The following is a 17254-nucleotide window of genomic DNA, read 5'->3' as shown; positions in this document are numbered from 1 at the left end:
TTTTTATAAAGGTATAAAACCAAAACAACATGTACAAGTTTCTGTACATGTTGTTTTGGTTTTACGTTAAGAGATAAACTTATGAAGTTTTGATTAATGCTTATAACCCCATTTCTTTTTTCAAAAACTTACCTGTAAAACTGTTCTTTACTTTGCACAAACCTTCAGGCGTGCCCGAGAACAGGATATTACCGCCGCCCGAACCGCCCTCCGGGCCAAGGTCAATTACGTGGTCGGCCACTTTAATAACATCAAGATTATGTTCAATTACCAAAACAGTATTGCCTTTATCAACCAATTGGTTAAGTACACCTAACAATACGTTGATATCTTCAAAGTGTAAACCTGTAGTAGGTTCATCCAATATATAAAAGGTGTTTCCTGTGTCTTTTTTAGATAGCTCGGTAGCCAGTTTAACACGCTGTGCTTCGCCGCCGGATAGCGTGGTTGAGGCCTGGCCTAAGGTGATATACCCCAAACCTACATCGTTCAGCGTTTTTACTTTACGATAGATAGATGGAATGTGTTCAAAGAATGGCGTAGCGTCCTCAATGCTCATATCCAGCACATCGCTGATGGACTTGCCCCGGTAACGCACTTCCAGCGTTTCGCGGTTGTAACGCCTGCCGCCGCACTCTTCGCAAGGTACCTGCACATCGGGCAAAAAGTTCATTTCAATTACCTTCATGCCTGCACCCTGGCAGGTTTCGCAACGGCCGCCCTTTACGTTAAACGAGAAACGACCTGGTTTATATCCCCTGATCCTTGATTCCGGTAGTGCCACGAACAGATTGCGGATGTCCGAAAACACCCCGGTATAAGTGGCAGGGTTTGAGCGCGGTGTACGGCCGATTGGTGTTTGATCTATCTCAATTACTTTATCAATATGCTCTAACCCCTCAATTTTTTCATAAGGCAGCGGTTGTTTCTTCGCCCTAAAAAAATGATGATTTAAAATAGGATATAAAGTTTCAGTAATCAGGCTTGATTTACCGCTGCCCGATACACCGGTTATGCCGATTAGTTTACCCAAAGGGAAATCGACCGATACTTTTTTAAGATTGTGACCGGTAGCTTTTTTCAGGCTCAGGGTTTTTCCATTACCTTCGCGACGTTTTTTGGGCACCGCAATCTCCCGCTCGCCATTGATATATGAAGTGGTAAGCGTATGCTTTTCCATTAGCTGCGCCGGAGTACCTTCGGCAACAACCTGGCCACCATGTACACCGGCTGCCGGGCCCATGTCAATTACGTGGTCGGCTTCCAGGATCATGTCTTTATCGTGCTCAACAACCAGTACTGTGTTTCCTAAATCACGCAGATTTTTAAGGGCGTTGATCAAACGTTCGTTATCGCGTTGGTGCAAACCGATACTTGGCTCATCCAAAATGTACATCACATTCATCAACTGTGAACCAATTTGTGTAGCCAGCCTGATCCGTTGTGCTTCACCGCCCGATAGGGTTTTAGCAGTACGATCAAGCGTTAAATAACTCAAACCCACATCCAGTAAAAACACTATACGTGCGCGGATCTCTTTCAGGATCTCTTTAGCAATCACATTCTGGCGCTCGTTAAGGCGGTCTTCCAGGCCATCAAACCATTCCTGCAGGTGATTGATATCCATACAGGCCAGCTCGAAAATATTTTTACCATCTACCTTAAAATGCAGCGACTCTTTTTTGAGCCTTGCACCTTCGCAAACCGGGCAGGTACGGAGTACACGATAGTTCTCCATATCGTCCATTCCTTCATCGTTGCGGCGTTCCTGCTGTTCCTCCAGCATGCGGATAATACCTTCAAAAGTGATCTGGTAGCTTTGAACGTTCCATTTGTTATATTCAACAGCAACGCTCAATGTTTCGGGTGCGCCGTTCAGGATCATATCCAACTGATCGCGGTTCAGTTTTTCGATAGGGGTTGAGAGCGAGAACTCATACTTTTTAGCCAGCGATTTCAACACCTGGAAGATCCATGTTTCGCGGTATTCACCAATAGGGGCTAAACCGCCGTTCATGATGCTCAGTTTCGGGTTGGGAATTACCGAAGCTTCATCCACCTCAAAAATATAGCCCAAGCCGTTACATTTTTCGCAGGCACCATAAGGTGAGTTAAACGAGAATGTATTAGGCTGAGGTTCATCATACGAGATGCCCGAAACCGGGTCCATGAGGTACTTACTATAATAGGATACATTATTGTCCTTATCTGCAATACGGATAATGCCCTTGGCAATTTTTAAAGCCTGTTGTACAGAAGTATATAAACGTTTGCTGTCCTTCTCGCTTACCACGAGGCGGTCAACCACAATATCAATATCATGGATCTTATAACGATCAACCTGCATTTTGGGTTCAACATCGGCAATGGCGCCATCTACCCAAACTTTTAAAAATCCTTGCTTGCGGATGGATTCAAACAATTCGCGGTAGTGGCCTTTACGTGCCTTTACCACCGGGGCCAGGATATTAACCGGCTGCCCGTCAAATTTTTCGCTGATGGTTTTCAGGATCTGGTCTTCGCTCATGCGTTCCATCTTTTCGCCGGTGGAATACGAGTAAGCATCACCCGCACGGGCGAAGAGCAAACGCATAAAATCATAGATTTCGGTAATAGTACCTACGGTGGAACGCGGGTTTTTGCTGGTGGTTTTTTGCTCTATAGCAATAACAGGGCTCAGGCCCGACACCTTATCAACATCCGGCCGCTCCATCCCACCCATAAACTGGCGTGAGTAGGCCGAAAATGTTTCCATATAACGGCGCTGGCCTTCGGCGTAAATAGTATCAAATGCTAATGATGACTTGCCGCTGCCGCTCAAGCCGGTAATTACCACCAATTGGTTGCGAGGAAAAGAAACATCTATATTTTTCAGGTTATGCACCCGGGCACCATAAACTTCAACTTCACTTTGCTCGCCCAGGTCAACAAGAGGTTTTGTACTCATACTTTATTAATATGGATTTATTGACATTGTTTGAAGCTAATTATTATAGTTACCAGTTTTTTACAAAACGCTGCTTTCCTAAAATTTTTGGCTTAAACCATCAACAGTTTGCTACAAATATAAGCAAAAAAGGCCGATCATCCACTGTGGATGACCGGCCTCAAAGTGCTCCGTAATGTAATCTTTTAATTAATTTACAGTATGATTACCTGTCATTAATTAATCGCTAACAACTGTGATGCAGGCGGGATATAAAAATAATTATCATACCCGTGCTCTTTTGGCTGCTCGATAATAGCTTTCATGGCAATTAGCTTGTAAACATATGAACCGGTTTCGCGGTTCAGCTTCATGCGGAAGTAGTTATCTTCATTTTGCCTGTTAATGGCGCGCGCTAATTTGATCGAGCCATTGTTGTAAGCGGCAGCCGCCAGTGTCCAGCTGTTAAATTCATCGTATAGTTCTTTGATATACTTGCAGGCTGCAATAGTTGATTTGCGAAGGTTTTTCCGCTCATCAACACCATGGCCTACTCTAAGTCCGTAGGTACGTGCAGTACCCGGCATAAATTGCCAAAAACCCGACGCTCCTTTTGGTGATGTGCCCGATTTTAGGCCCGACTCAACCAAAGGGATGTACTTAAAATCTTCCGGGATACCGTAAAACTTTAAAATGGGCTCGATGATCGGAAACCATAGCTCGGCTTTCCTGTGCAATACATTGCTCTGCACACTTTTAAAGTCATGCTGCCTGAGCGATTTGTTGAGTTTACGCGTAACCCTTGCGTCATTAACTGGTAAAGCCTCATTGGCAAAGTTGTAAGCAACTGCCTTTGAGCTTTTGAGAAAAATAAAATCTGAGGTTCGGGTGCTTAAAGTTGCCACTTTTGCAGCCTTTTCGATGATCGTTGTACCGAAAATATTAAGCTCTGAAATGAGAACCAGCACCAGTGTTACGGAGCACGTAAGTAAGTGTTTTTTAATCATTTCTTTTCCTATCATTTAACTATACATTTGGTAGAATGTGCTGCAAAGGTAGGTTATACAGATCACATAATCAAATACTTACCGTTTTGCTAACTTTTTTAGAGTTGGTTTTTGGTTCAAAAACGGTGTTTAAAACCGTTTAAACGGCGATTTTGCAAGAGGATATTTTTTTGATCTTTTTAGATAAAAATTGGCAAAAAAGCGTAACTTTGACCCTCACGCTGCGAAAGCGCTAAACAAAAAATTATGGTATTTAAGAGACCAGCAGGTAGTCGCGACGACAAACCCGGAAAGTCGTCATCAAGGAGTTCAAGATCCGACGACCGACCAAAAAAATCAGCATCAACCCCAAAAGGTAAAGCTACTCCAAACGGAGAGAAAAAAATACTTTCCAGACCGGAAAAAACATTCCAAAGCAACAGGTTCAGTGACGATAAGCCCAAAAGCAATTTTAGGGGCGGGGAATCATCTGGCGCTAAAAGATCAGGCGCTAAGCCAAGGCCTTACTCTGGCAGGCCTGCTTCCGACAGCGACGACAGGCCAAAAAGAAATTTTGGCGGCGACAGCGCAGGCGAAAGGAAGTCATTTAGTGGCGGCCCGCGTAAACCTTACAGCGGCAGGCCAACAACCGGCGATAACGACAGGCCGAAAAGAAGCTTTGGCGGCGAATCACAAGGCGAAAAGAAACCTTACTCATCTCCACGTACCCGTTCATCAGCCAGCTTTGAGGGCAAGCCTAAAAGAAGCTTTGGCGGTGATGCAGGGGGCGAACGTAAATTTGCACCAAGAGGAACCGAGGGCGGCTTCAAAAAACGCGAAGGCGGTTTTAAAGAGAAATCACCATTTGGCGAAAGACCGGCACATAGACCGCATGACAGGGAAAACCAACAGGATGCCCCTAAAACCATGCGCGGGCGTAAAAATTCTCCAGCTAAAAAATCAGAAGACGATGGGCTGATCCGCCTGAACCGTTACATATCAAACGCGGGTATTTGTTCACGCCGTAAGGCCGATGAACTGATTACCGCGGGCGTAGTTTCTGTAAACGGCGAAGTGGTAACAGAATTAGGTACCAAAGTTGATCCGTTTAAGGATACTATTAAATATAACGGCGAAACGCTGAAACGCGAGAAAATGGTTTATGTATTGTTAAATAAGCCAAAGGATTATATCACAACTACAGATGATCCGCAGGAGCGCCGTACCGTAATGCACCTGGTTGAAAAGGCAAGCCGCGAGCGTATTTACCCCGTTGGCCGTCTTGACCGTAACACCACCGGTTTATTATTAATGACCAACGATGGTGATTTGGCCGATAAGCTATCGCACCCGCGTAACAGCATTACTAAATTATACCAGGTTGAACTGAGCAAAAGCTTAACCCAGGGCGACCTGAATAAATTAACTTTCGGCCTTGAGCTGGAAGATGGCGTAATTAAGCCCGACGCGGTATCATATGTAGCCGGTGGATCAAAACGTGAAGTTGGGATCCAGATCCACAGCGGCAAAAACCGTATTGTGCGCCGTATGTTTGAGCACCTGGGCTACGAAGTGGTAAAACTGGACAGGGTGGTTTATGCAAACCTTACCAAAAAGGATCTTCCGCGTGGCCGCTGGCGTTACCTTGATGAAAAAGAGGTGATCCAGTTAAAACACCTGATGAAATAATAAAACGCCCCGTTAAACAGCGGGGCATTTTTTTTGTCTATTTTGTTATCTTGCACAGCAATAATTGTAAGGCTAAGCTGAATACATAAAGCTTAAAGCTATATGATTGTCAGTATTTTTGCTATTTGTGAATTAATTAAATAGACCTTATATAATCACCCATGAAGAAATTTCTTTTGATCATAGCTATGCTTTCACCGGCGCTAACATTTGCACAAAATAAAAAAACAGGGCCTAAAACTTTCGACCTGGTGGTTGGTACTTATACCACCGGCAAAAGTAAAGGTATTGTGGTATACCGTTTTTATGCCGAAACCGGCAAACTGGCTTATCTCAGTGAAATTGATGGCGTAAATAATCCGTCGTATTTAACGTTAAGCGCCAATAATAAATTTATTTACGCGGTTAACGAACTGCCTAAAGGCGAGGTGAGCGCATTTTCATTTGAGCCCAAAACAGGCAAAATGACTTTTATCAACAAGCAATCAACACTGGGCGCCGATCCATGTCACATCTCTGTTGATAAAGCACAAAAGAACCTGATCATAGCTAACTACTCAAGCGGCAACGTTGCGGTAATGCCTTTAAATAAAGATGGTTCTATAGCTAACGGAATTCAAACGGTACATGATGATGGCCATAGCATAAACAAGGAAAGGCAGGAATCTGCTCACGCGCATATGGCGGTCCTTACACCCGATGAAAAATATGTATTGTATAATGACCTTGGCACCGATAAAATAAATGTTTACCGCTACCGTCCTTCAAAAGAGCCCCGTATTGTACCCGCTACACCAGCCTTTGTAAGTGTTACCGCAGGAGAAGGCCCAAGGCACCTGGAATTTTCGGCCGATAAAAAGACTGTTTACCTGGTAACCGAAATGGGATCGAACGTAATTGCGTTTGATTACAATAATGGTAAGCTAAAACAAAAACAATCCATTACCATGCTGCCAGATGGCTTTACCGGCCAAACTGCAGGTGCAGCTATCCACCTGTCGCCCGATGGCCGTTTTCTGTATGCTTCAAACCGTTTGGAAACCAACGAGATCAATATTTATGCTGTTAACCAGGAAACAGGTTTGCTTACTTTTGTAGCGCGCCAGTCCACCTATGGCAAAAACCCACGCGATTTTGCTATCGACCCAACAGGTAATTTCCTGATAGTAGCTAACCAGAACAGCGATAACATGTGGGTATTCAAAATAGATCAAAACACCGGCAAACTTGCCCAAACAGGTATCAGAGTTGATATTGGCAACCCGGTATGCTTAAAATTTGCACCAGCCGAGTAAGAAGGTGAAAGGATAAAGGTAAAAGGTGAAAGGTTTGGCCTCGCGCTGAAAATGAAAAAGGCGAAGTTTGAGATATTCCGAACTTCGCCTTTTTCGTTTTATCAGCTGGAAAGGAAACCTTTAACCTTTCGCCTTTTACATTTATCCTCAATTAAGGGTTTTTAGTAAACGAATAAACTATATATCCGGTACTGTTGCCTACAGTAACGGGCGATTTCAGGGTCATGGTTGAGCCATCGTTACTGGCAATATCCAAACGATATCCTTCTGATACGTTTTTGGCTTTATCCCCTTCATAAAGTTTTTTGAACTGGAATTGGGTACCGGTTGTACCACCGTTATAAACCGACCAGAAAATGGTTTGCGATGTTCCGTTGGTTAAAGTGTAGATACCATTACCGCTGTTGGTGAGCTTCCATGTGCTGCCAACAAAGGCTTCGGGTGGAGCCTGATCAAATACGCTCTGTACTGCATTTTGTACAAGGCCGTCATAACTTACATTATTGCAGGTCCAGGTACCAACAAATTTACCGCGCGATACATTAGACGTAGTTGTGCTTTTGGTTGACGAGCAGGCCGAAATGACCAAAACAAGTGAAAAGATTGCGATTGAGGTCTGAATTAACTTTTTCATGACAGTATATTTTTATGCATAAATAGCATAAATCCTGCCAAAGTATGTAATTATAAATTCACCGCTTGCTGGCGGGCGCGTTTTTCTAATTCAATTAGCCTTTTACTGATTGATTCGGCAATCTGGTCGGCTTCCCGCACTTTTTTAAGGCTATTAATAAACTTAGGGTTAGTATCCCTTTCCGATAAAATTTTACCGATTTGCTTAATAATGTTCATAGGTTATTCCTTATAGCTCTATTTTACGGGGGATATGCCGGCAAGGTTTCGTTTATGCCACGAATATCGAATAAGCTTAGTTTAACGTTTTACCAAACAGAAAAAAACCCTCACAACCGGTAAACTTCCGTATGGTAAAGTGCTAAGCTTAAAATTGAGGCTGATGCTTTAAAGCGGTCATTCACCGGCTTTATTTAAAAAAGCGATCAAGCGTTCCATAGCTTTTGCCCGGTGACTGATGGCATTTTTTTCTTCCATGCTCATCTCGGCAAAGGTAATGTCGTATCCTTCGGGCTCAAAAATGGGGTCGTAACCAAAACCGCCGCTCCCGCTTAACTCCTGCCGGATGCTACCTTCAACAGTGCCTTCAAAAAAATACTCCTCGCCGTTCCATATCAATGAAATTACCGTGCGAAAGCGAGCTTTACGGTTAGTTTCGCCTTTCAAATTATCGAGCACTTTACTGATGTTTGCTGCATGATTGCCATGGGCGCCAGCATACCTGGCCGAGTATACGCCCGGCTCTCCGTTCAGGGCGTCAATTTCCAGCCCGCTGTCATCGCCAAAGCAGTTAAGCTTATATTCGGCATACACATGGTGACTTTTGATGGAAGCATTAGCTTTAAAAGTTGTACCTGTTTCCTCAATATCATCATGACAACCAATATCGTTCAGGGTTAGTAATTGGATAGCGCCATTGAGCTTGGCCGAAACCTCATCAAGCTTATGGCGGTTATTGGTAGCAAAAACTAATTGCTGCATATATCTTATTGGCGTGTTTTATTTATAATGTTTTAACCAACTCCCAAAAGGTTTTTTTGTAATCCACATTATCCATCATTTCATCAAATGAATAACTGTAAAGCACAGTGATCCCGTTTGAGGTTACCGGTTTATTAGGTTTAAGCACCTTTATGTCCTGTGGCAGAGCATCCCCGCCCAAAACAAGTACCTTGGTTGGTTTAAAAAATGTTTTTAACTGACTGAATTTGGTTTCACTGTAATTTGCCAGATTGAATATCGCCACGTCGTCGGGGTTAAGTTCTTTACGCTTCAAGATGTTTTCAAGGGCGGTTAAATGTTCGGCCATTATAAACCCGGCATTTTTATACCATGTTAGCACCAAAAAGTTCTTTAAGTTTTTACCCAAATACTTAAATTCATCAACCGGCGTTTTTATTACTACCTGAGGTTCAGGAGTTAAAGATGGAACAATGGTTACCGGCGCCGGTTTGGCATTTTCAGTTACAGGAGATAGTGGTACTGCCGCAGGAAGTTCGGATTCAGTAATTTTATCATATAACAGTTTATCTGCATTGAGCAGGTAAAGTTCATCCTCTAACAAAAAACGAAACGCGGCGGGGTTCTCAACTTTCACTTTAACAAATTTTAACCAAAAGTAGTTAAACGGTTTCAAGCTTTATAGGCATATTAGCACAATTATAGCCGGTTGGTTTTGCAGAAAATATTTGTTCGGTTATAATTAATAAATTTTACCGAAATTCGTAGTTTTTAACGGGTTAACTATCCCGTTTTATTTAGTATAACAGCGTTACATGAGAAAGTTAGGAGTATTAGTACTAAGTTTTATTTTAACAATAACATTTGCAAAGGCACAGGTAGCATCAGATACAGCAGCAAAAAAACTGGTTAAAGCCGATTCGGTTATTGCCCCCACATCCGGCAAAACGCTTGATAAAATTGCAGCGGTAGTTGGTAACAGCCCGATACTGCTATCAGACATTGAACTGTCGTACGCTAACTTCCTGGTGCAGGGAAACCAACCTGATCCATCCGTTAAAGCCCGTATTTTACAAACTTTGTTAACCCAAAAACTGCTTGCCCAGCAAGCCGCAATTGATAGTATTGAAGTAAAGGAAGAAGATGTTGATGCCAACGTTGACCGCCGTATGCGTGAAATGACGCAGCGCGCGGGCGGGCAGGAAAAACTGGAAGCATTTTTAGGCCGTTCGGTTATCCAGTACAAAGATGAGATCAGGCCCGACCTGAAAGAGCAGATGGTTGCTCAAAAAATGCAGCAGCACATTACCGAGAAGCTGAATGTTACCCCTCAGGATGTTAAAAAATATTACGATGGAATCCCTAAGGACAGCTTGCCTTCATTTAATAAAGAAGTTGAAGTTGGTGAGATTGTTTTTCAGCCTAAGTTAACAAAAGAAGAAAAAGACCTTTATAAAGCTAAGGCCGAAGAGTTAAGGCAGCGTGTAAAAAAAGGCGAAGACTTTGGTACACTGGCCAGGCTTTATTCGCAGGATCCGGGTTCTGCGCCCGAAGGAGGCGACCTTGGTTTTGCCGACCGTACTACTTTTGTGAAGGAATTTACCGCAAACGCCTTCAAGTTAAAAGCCGGTGAAATTTCCCCGGTGTTTGAAACGGATTTTGGGTTCCACTTTTTACAGGTGATTGAGCGCCGCGGCGAACAGGTTCACGTAAGGCATATTCTCATTACACCCATTGTTACGCAGGCCAGTTTGGATAGGGCGAAAGCAAAAGCCGATAGTATTTACAACTTACTTATAAAAGACAAAAATGTAGGTGTCGATTTTTCAAGCGCCGCAGCCTATTACTCAGACAATAAAGACACTAAATACAACGGTGGTATGATGCTCAATGCCGAAGACGTACAAAGCCGTTCAACATTTATCCCTACTGATAAACTTGATCCTAAAGTGGCGCTTATTACCGATACGATGAAAATCGGCAGCATTTCAAAACCCGATCTGTTTACCGGCGCCGATGGTAAAAAGAGCTACAAAATATTGATGCTTAAATCGGCCACAAATGCCCATAAAGCTAATTTAGAGCAGGATTTCCCTAAACTTAAGGAGTATGCCTATAATGATAAGGTTAACAGAACGGTATCTCAATGGTTCGAAAAACGGCGCAAGGAAACTTTCATTAAAATTGATAAAGAATATCAGGCGTATGATGTGTTGAAGAAATGGGTAAATACCAATCCATCGCCCGTAATCCCGGAGACCAAAACCAAATCATCATCTAAATAATTTTATGCAACACAGCTCTGATGTAGAAGCCGCAAACGCTTTAAAACAGGCCTACCAGCAAATACGTGCCGAAATAGGTAAAGTAATAGTAGGCCAAGATGAAGTGATAAAATTTGTGCTGATCTCTATTTTCAGTAACGGGCATTGTTTATTGGTTGGTGTGCCCGGGCTTGCAAAAACCCTGCTGGTGCAAACGGTATCGCAGGTGCTTGACCTTGACTTTAAAAGGATCCAGTTTACGCCCGACCTGATGCCTTCAGACATCATTGGCTCTGAAATATTAGGTGAGGACCGCAATTTTAAATTTATCCACGGCCCGGTTTTTTCAAACATTATCCTGGCCGATGAGATAAACCGTACACCGCCAAAAACGCAGGCAGCCCTGCTTGAGGCCATGCAGGAAAAAGCGGTTACCGCAGCAGGCGTAACACACAAACTTGCACAGCCCTTTTTTGTATTGGCTACCCAAAACCCTATTGAGCAGGAAGGTACTTATCCACTGCCCGAAGCACAGCTGGACAGGTTTATGTTTAACGTAGCGCTCAGCTATCCTTCATTTAAAGAGGAACTGCTGGTTGTTAAAAACACCACCAGTACTAATAAAGCAGAAGTAAATAAAATATTAAATGCCCAGCAGATCATCTATTTTCAGCAACTGGTGCGCAATATTCCGGTTACCGATAATGTGATGGAGTACGCGGTGAAACTGGTGTCCAAAACCCGTCCAAACAGCGAGTTTGCCACACCACAAATTAACCGTTTGCTAAGCTGGGGCGCAGGACCAAGGGCATCGCAATTTTTAGTATTAGGTGCTAAATGCCACGCGGTACTTAACGGTAAATACTCGCCCGATATTGAAGATGTACAGGCAGTGGCCAAACCTATTTTAAGCCACCGTATAGTGCGCAGCTATCATGCAGAAGCCGAAGGCTTATCAGCAGCTGATATTATTGAGCAGTTGTTTTGATTGTCTGAATCAGAATTTGCAGAATTAAAGAATTTTTAGAATGTCAAAAGAAAGGCCCTGTAATTTAGTTTACAAGGCCTTTTTTATTCTGTTAATTTTAAAATTCTGCAAATTCTGATTCAGACAATGGTTATTCATTCTCAATAGGTGAGAAAATCTCAAGAAGGATATTCCATTTTTTTGTTTTGTCAATTTCCCAAACCCTTACATAATTGTAGTTGCCTACAACATTGCCTTTGGTAATGCGGGCGTGACCATAGGTATAAGCAAGGTCATTACTCGCGGCGCGGCCACCATCGGTAGTTTCGGCAGTGATGCTGATGGCTTCGTTATTGATAAATTTCATCACCACATCGGTTCCCGTCATTGGCGGAAAGCCGGGGAAATAATAGCGGCCTTCGGGGCTTAAAAACTCCTTATAGCTGGCCATAGCCGACAATGTTAACCCATGATTAAATGTTTTATCGGTACCAATAATAACATTTTTGGCGCCGAATGGATCCTTACTTGGGCCTGAACGGTGCGCCGGGTCGGGCTCTTTAAAATCGGTAACAACTTCTTCCTCAGCTTCAGGATGCTGGATACCAAGGTCGATGAGTAACTTTAATTTACCATCGGCGTTAGTACGCCAGATAGATACGTAATCGCCAAACACCTTATCATCATCAGTTTTGCCGTTTTGATATACATAGGGGCCCGCGGTGAAAGCCAGGTCGCCATTGGCCGAGATCCGGGCAAATTTGGGCTGCCAGCTAAGCTTGCCGGCCTGTTTATCAATCTTACTATAAAAATCAACAATCTTTACTACATCGGGCTTAAATATGATGCCATCTGGATCGGCAACTGCCAGGAAACCATCTTTTATTCCTTTACGTTCAACTAACTTATCAAAAGCTTGTTCAACACTAACTACCTTGTTTACATTAACAGCGTCCTGCGCCAGGGCAAAAGCACTATAACCAATAAATGTAGCAGCTAATATTATTTTCTTCATATTTATATTCGGGTTTTAGGGAGCAATTTAGTAATAAATTTTAAGTCGGAAACGCAATAGTCAAAATGCATTATACAGCATAGCATAATTTAACAATTGCATTATTTTTGTTTTATCCTGAAACGAAGATATGGGCAAATAATTGCAGAGCGCGGGTTTGATCATATAAAATACGCGTAAATATTTAAATTTACTTAATAATGAAGTTGAATAAAAAAACACTTAACTTCATAACCCAATTAACCTGTTTTTGTTTAAATCAATATAAATTGCTTTAATGAAAAAGTATAAGCTATACTGCGTATTTGTACTTTTATTGCTGTGTGTAAAGGCAAAAGCGCAATATCTTTCTGACTATACCGGCCGTCCATATTATCTTAAAACCAATGATGGCATACAAGGCAGCGCCCTCCTTACTGATAACTGGCTGAATGGCACTGTTTATTTCGTTAACGGCAAAACAGCTAATGCAATATTGAACTATAATATTTACGCGGATGAACTTTTATTTAAGAGCCCCCGGGATTCATCGGTACAGGCCTTTGTTGACCCGGTGAAGGGTTTTTCAGTAAAAGGCATTGCGCTTGAAGAAAGTGACCAAACGGATATGAACTTTAGCAGCGGCTTCCCGGCTGTGGATGATCAAACCCCAAAAACTTTTTACCAGGTAGTGGGAGACGGAAGGGTAAAACTGCTCCGTTATTACAAGAAAAAAGTACTTGAGTCAACGGGTTTTGCTTCGCAGGTAACCACCAAAACCTTCATGACGGCCAACAGCTATTACCTTTTTGCCAATAACCAAATGACCCGGGTCCGGCCGTCGCAAAAAACCATCCTCGCAGCAATGAGCGACAAGGGCGATAAAATGCAGGAGTATATCAAAACCAACAAAGTTAATTTCAAAAGCGATGCTGCCTTAGCTAAATTATTCAGCTACTACAACTCACTTTAAAATCATGGCCTGTTATCAGGCTTTGCTCCAGGTGGTACCTTCTTTACTATCTTTTAGCTGGAAACCTATCTGTGATAAACCATCACGGATCTTATCCGACGTGGCATAATCCTTATTGGCTTTAGCACCGCTGCGCAGATCGACAATAAAGTTTAACACCTTTGGCAGATCGTCATTAGCCGCCTGCTCATTTTGTAAACCCAGTACATCAACCACAAATAAATTCATAAGCGCGGTTAACTGTTCAAGGTTAGCGGCATCAATTTTCAATTTACCATCATATACCGAATTGATAATGCGCGATGCTTCAAAAAGCTCGGCTATTAAAACCGGGCTGTTAAAATCATCGTTCATAGCCGCATAGCAACGCTCCATTAATGGTGCTATTTCAACTTCGGTAGTGGCAGAGGCTTTTAATCCATCGGTAAGCAGGGTGAAGGCGTTTATAAGGCGTTTAAACCCTTTTTCGGATGCCTCCATAGCCTCGTTGCCAAAATCAAGCGTACTACGGTAATGGGCCTGCAGCATGAAAAACCTTACCGTCATGGGGCTGTAGCCTTTATTTAGTATCGAATTTTCACCGCTGAACAGTTCATGCGGCAGAAAGCTGTTACCTAATGATTTCGACATTTTTTGGCCGTTTACCGTAAGCATATTGGTATGCACCCAGTAATTAGCCGGGTTGGTACCGCAGCAAGCTACGTTTTGGGCAATTTCATTGGTATGGTGCGTTGGCACAAGATCAATCCCGCCGCCATGAATGTCAAAGTGGCTGCCCAGGTATTTCTGGCTCATGGCCGAGCATTCCAGGTGCCAGCCCGGAAAGCCCACACCCCATGGCGAAGGCCATTTCATCAGGTGTTCGGGTTTGGCTTTTATCCACAGGGCAAAATCAAGCTTACCATGTTTTTCCTGCTGACCGCCAAGTGTGCGGGTATTATTTAAAAGATCTTCGAGATTACGGCCGCTTAATATGCCATAATCCTGGCTTTTGTTATATTTTTCAACATCAAAATAAATGGTACCATCTACCTCGTAAGCATAGCCCCTGGCAAGTATTTCCTTCACCATTTCTATCTGCTCAATAATATGGCCGGTAGCTGTGGGCTCAATGCTTGGCGGCAGGTTGTTTAGGATCCTCATCACATCCCTGAAGCCAACGGTGTATTTTTGCACTATCTCCATTGGCTCAAGCTGTGCAAGCTTGGCCTTTTTTGCAATTTTGTCTTCACCCTCGTCGCCGGCATCACCTTCAAGGTGGCCCGCATCGGTCACATTACGCACGTAGCGCACCTTGTAGCCAATAGCTGTAAGGTACCTGAACATAAGGTCGAAAGATATATAAGTACGGCAGTTGCCTAAGTGAACATCACTATAAACAGTAGGCCCGCAAACATACATGCCAACATGCGGCGTGTTAATGGGCTTAAATAATTCTTTTTTACGGGTTAAAGTGTTGTAAACAAACAAATTTTGTTGCATGAGCGCAAACTTACGATTTTTTCAATTTTAAGTTACTGCCTGCCGGCTTTCAGGTTTATTTTTACAAACGAAGAGCAATGACCTATGTTAATTCAGTACGAGATCGCTGCGTAAAGGATAATGGTCTGAAAGTTTTTTCTCGATCACCTTGTAGTTGAAAACTGAGAATTGCGGGCTGCTCATAATGTAATCTATCTGGTAATTGGGAAAGTCGCCGTTATATGTGCGCCCTAAGCCTGATCCCTTTTCGCGGAATGAATTGTTTAAGCCTTTGGCCATTTGGTTAACCGCGAATGACGATGGGGTATCATTAAAATCACCGGCTATAATATAAGGATATGGACATTGGGCAGCATGCGCCTTTACTTTAAAAACCTGCTCGGCCCTTTTCATAAAAGCTATTTTAAGCTTGCTCCCCAGGCGCTTGGTTGATTTAATGTCGGTTTTTCCTTTTTTTGATACGCTGTCGATATATTTATAATCATCGGGGTCAAAATTGATGGATTGCAGGTGGATATTATAATACCTGAAAATTTTATCCCCCTTTTTTATATCAGCATATAAGCACTGGTTGCCAGATGTTCTGTCGGCCGCAAGGCGGATCATCCCTCTTGATAGAATAGGGAATTTCGAAAAGATAGCCATGCCAATGGCTTCGCGGCTGTTAAAACTAAAGGGTTCAAAGTAAAAGTTATTGCTGCCTAATATTTTGTTGATCGAATCGCGTGTTTCATACTGCCCTTTATTTCGGGTATAAAACTCCTGGAACCCTATCACATCCGGCTGCTCATTATTGATGATCTCCAGGATTTCATGCTTGGTTGATATATCGTTATTGAAGCCAAAATGTTTAAAGTTATGCACGTTGTACGTCATGACATGTACAACGTTGAGCCCGGGGGGCAACGAAAAACTTGATTTAAATCTGAACCCGATATTGTTATTAAGTACTCCCCAGCCAATTAAAATACTGACCAGCGAAAATAAAAACTGCCAGCGCTTGCGCAGCAGCCAATACAGCATCATGATTATATTAACCAGCAGTATAGGAGGATAGGCAAGGCCGAAGAAAGCGAATAACCAATACTTGCGCGGATCAACCGAGGGGGCTAAATATCCTATTAGTAAAGCAAAACAGAAAAACAGGTTTATCCATAACAACACCCTGCTAAAAATACTTTGCTTTTTTTTTATCATTTATTCCTGTTTGCTTGCACGCGATAAAATTTCCCGCTCCTGTTTGCTTAAGCTATTATAGCCCGATTGCGATATTTTGTCTAAAATACGGTCAACTTCTTCCTGGCGCGGGTAGTCGGATGCGTTTTTGCCCATATTATTTGAAACCACTTTTAACCTGGGTTTCCGTTTAAACAGCCCGGCTATTCCGCCCACCCAATCATGGCCTTTTTGTAATTGCTTAATATACACAAACCCCATTAAAGCACCACCCAGGTGTGCAATTTCGCCGCCCGCGTTTGCACCAACTATACCCAAAAAATCAATAACCAGGATTACAAATACCAGCCATTTTAATTTTACCGGCCCAAATAAAATTAATGATATGGTGTAGTTGGGCAACAGTGTGGCTGTTGCCACAACAATAGCCATAACACTGGCCGATGCACCAACAATAGTACTGTTCTGTGCAGCGTTAGCACTGGTAAATGCAGGCAGCAGGTTTAAGGCCAGCAGGTATAACAAAGCACCGGCCAGGCCGCCCATTAAGTATAAACCTATAGTACGTTTATTACCAAGGTACTCTTCAAATATCTGCCCCATCCAATAAAGCCAAAGCATATTGAACAGGATATGAAGTATACCTGCATGCATGAACATATAGGTTAAAGGCGTCCAAAAACGCTTCAGCAAATCGGGCAGGTACGCCGGCATATTCAGATACTTATTGGCGTAAAATAAAATGGAGCTGTTATCAAAATGAGTCAGCAATTGTTCAACTACTGCCGGTATCCTGATAGCTAAAAAAACAATCACATTAATGCCGATAAGCAGGTTCAGCCTATTGCCGGAGCGCAGCATTTTGTAGTGGATATTTTGCCAAAGGGTGCTCATAATAAAGCTGTATTA

Annotated in this window: 15 protein-coding genes; 5 read left to right on the top strand and 10 right to left on the bottom strand. The window is 42.8% G+C overall.

Annotated elements, in window-relative coordinates:
- Window positions 1–100: 100 nt before the first annotated feature.
- Entirely contained in the window at window positions 101–2947 is a 2847-nt protein-coding gene (gene uvrA / locus BLS28_RS15880) for an excinuclease ABC subunit UvrA (RefSeq protein ID WP_091169218.1), read from the bottom strand.
- A gap of 215 nt (window positions 2948–3162) precedes the next feature.
- Window positions 3163–3933 (bottom strand): lytic transglycosylase domain-containing protein, encoded by a 771-nt coding sequence (locus BLS28_RS15875; protein WP_091169708.1) that lies wholly within the window; start codon window positions 3931–3933, stop codon window positions 3163–3165.
- 246 nt (window positions 3934–4179) lie between these two features.
- On the opposite strand from BLS28_RS15875, the gene BLS28_RS15870 reads away from it, so the two are divergent.
- Window positions 4180–5601 (top strand): pseudouridine synthase, encoded by a 1422-nt coding sequence (locus tag BLS28_RS15870; RefSeq protein ID WP_091169214.1) that lies wholly within the window; start codon window positions 4180–4182, stop codon window positions 5599–5601.
- A 161-nt stretch (window positions 5602–5762) separates the two neighbouring features.
- Complete coding sequence (locus tag BLS28_RS15865) at window positions 5763–6896, top strand: lactonase family protein (RefSeq protein ID WP_091169211.1); 1134 nt, start codon at window positions 5763–5765, stop codon at window positions 6894–6896.
- 151 nt (window positions 6897–7047) lie between these two features.
- Here the strand turns inward: BLS28_RS15865 and BLS28_RS15860 are convergent, their stop codons facing one another.
- The 4 genes from BLS28_RS15860 to BLS28_RS15850 all read right to left on the bottom strand — a co-directional run bounded on the left by BLS28_RS15860 (window position 7048) and on the right by BLS28_RS15850 (window position 9126).
- A complete protein-coding gene (locus BLS28_RS15860; RefSeq protein WP_091169207.1) occupies window positions 7048–7530 on the bottom strand; it encodes a hypothetical protein in 483 nt (160 codons plus the stop codon).
- Between the two features lie 50 nt (window positions 7531–7580).
- Complete coding sequence (locus tag BLS28_RS30855) at window positions 7581–7748, bottom strand: hypothetical protein (RefSeq protein ID WP_167516291.1); 168 nt, start codon at window positions 7746–7748, stop codon at window positions 7581–7583.
- 177 nt (window positions 7749–7925) lie between these two features.
- Window positions 7926–8510: a non-canonical purine NTP diphosphatase gene (locus BLS28_RS15855; protein ID WP_091169204.1), complete on the bottom strand. Its 585-nt coding sequence runs from the start codon at window positions 8508–8510 to the stop codon at window positions 7926–7928.
- Window positions 8511–8532: 22 nt separating this feature from the next.
- Window positions 8533–9126 carry a hypothetical protein gene (locus tag BLS28_RS15850; protein ID WP_143020784.1) on the bottom strand — a complete coding sequence of 198 codons (594 nt, stop codon included), beginning with the start codon at window positions 9124–9126 and terminating at the stop codon, window positions 8533–8535.
- Window positions 9127–9304: 178 nt separating this feature from the next.
- Here BLS28_RS15850 and BLS28_RS15845 point away from each other — a divergent pair, with 178 nt between their 5' ends.
- Both BLS28_RS15845 and BLS28_RS15840 read left to right on the top strand, forming a co-directional pair.
- Window positions 9305–10774: a peptidylprolyl isomerase gene (locus tag BLS28_RS15845; protein ID WP_091169198.1), complete on the top strand. Its 1470-nt coding sequence runs from the start codon at window positions 9305–9307 to the stop codon at window positions 10772–10774.
- 4 nt (window positions 10775–10778) lie between these two features.
- Window positions 10779–11741 carry an AAA family ATPase gene (locus tag BLS28_RS15840; RefSeq protein WP_091169195.1) on the top strand — a complete coding sequence of 321 codons (963 nt, stop codon included), beginning with the start codon at window positions 10779–10781 and terminating at the stop codon, window positions 11739–11741.
- 130 nt (window positions 11742–11871) lie between these two features.
- Here the strand turns inward: BLS28_RS15840 and BLS28_RS15835 are convergent, their stop codons facing one another.
- Window positions 11872–12735, bottom strand: coding sequence for a Cif family virulence factor (locus tag BLS28_RS15835; RefSeq protein ID WP_091169192.1), 864 nt, complete (start codon window positions 12733–12735; stop codon window positions 11872–11874).
- Between the two features lie 277 nt (window positions 12736–13012).
- Between BLS28_RS15835 and BLS28_RS15830 the strand changes: the two genes are divergently transcribed.
- Window positions 13013–13687, top strand: coding sequence for a hypothetical protein (locus tag BLS28_RS15830; RefSeq protein WP_091169189.1), 675 nt, complete (start codon window positions 13013–13015; stop codon window positions 13685–13687).
- Between the two features lie 15 nt (window positions 13688–13702).
- On the opposite strand, the gene cysS is transcribed toward BLS28_RS15830, so the two are convergent.
- The 3 genes from cysS to BLS28_RS15815 all read right to left on the bottom strand — a co-directional run bounded on the left by cysS (window position 13703) and on the right by BLS28_RS15815 (window position 17239).
- Window positions 13703–15169, bottom strand: a complete 1467-nt coding sequence (gene cysS, locus BLS28_RS15825) for a cysteine--tRNA ligase (protein WP_091169185.1) — start codon at window positions 15167–15169, stop codon at window positions 13703–13705.
- A gap of 87 nt (window positions 15170–15256) precedes the next feature.
- Window positions 15257–16366, bottom strand: a complete 1110-nt coding sequence (locus BLS28_RS15820) for an endonuclease/exonuclease/phosphatase family protein (protein ID WP_091169182.1) — start codon at window positions 16364–16366, stop codon at window positions 15257–15259.
- Complete coding sequence (locus BLS28_RS15815) at window positions 16367–17239, bottom strand: rhomboid family protein (protein ID WP_091169178.1); 873 nt, start codon at window positions 17237–17239, stop codon at window positions 16367–16369.
- Window positions 17240–17254: the final 15 nt, after the last annotated feature.

Origin of the sequence: Mucilaginibacter gossypii (assembly GCF_900100945.1) — a bacterium.
Classification (GTDB): domain Bacteria; phylum Bacteroidota; class Bacteroidia; order Sphingobacteriales; family Sphingobacteriaceae; genus Mucilaginibacter; species Mucilaginibacter gossypii.
Note: the sequence above shows the minus strand (reverse complement) of the source record. Positions and strands in the feature narration are given on the sequence as shown.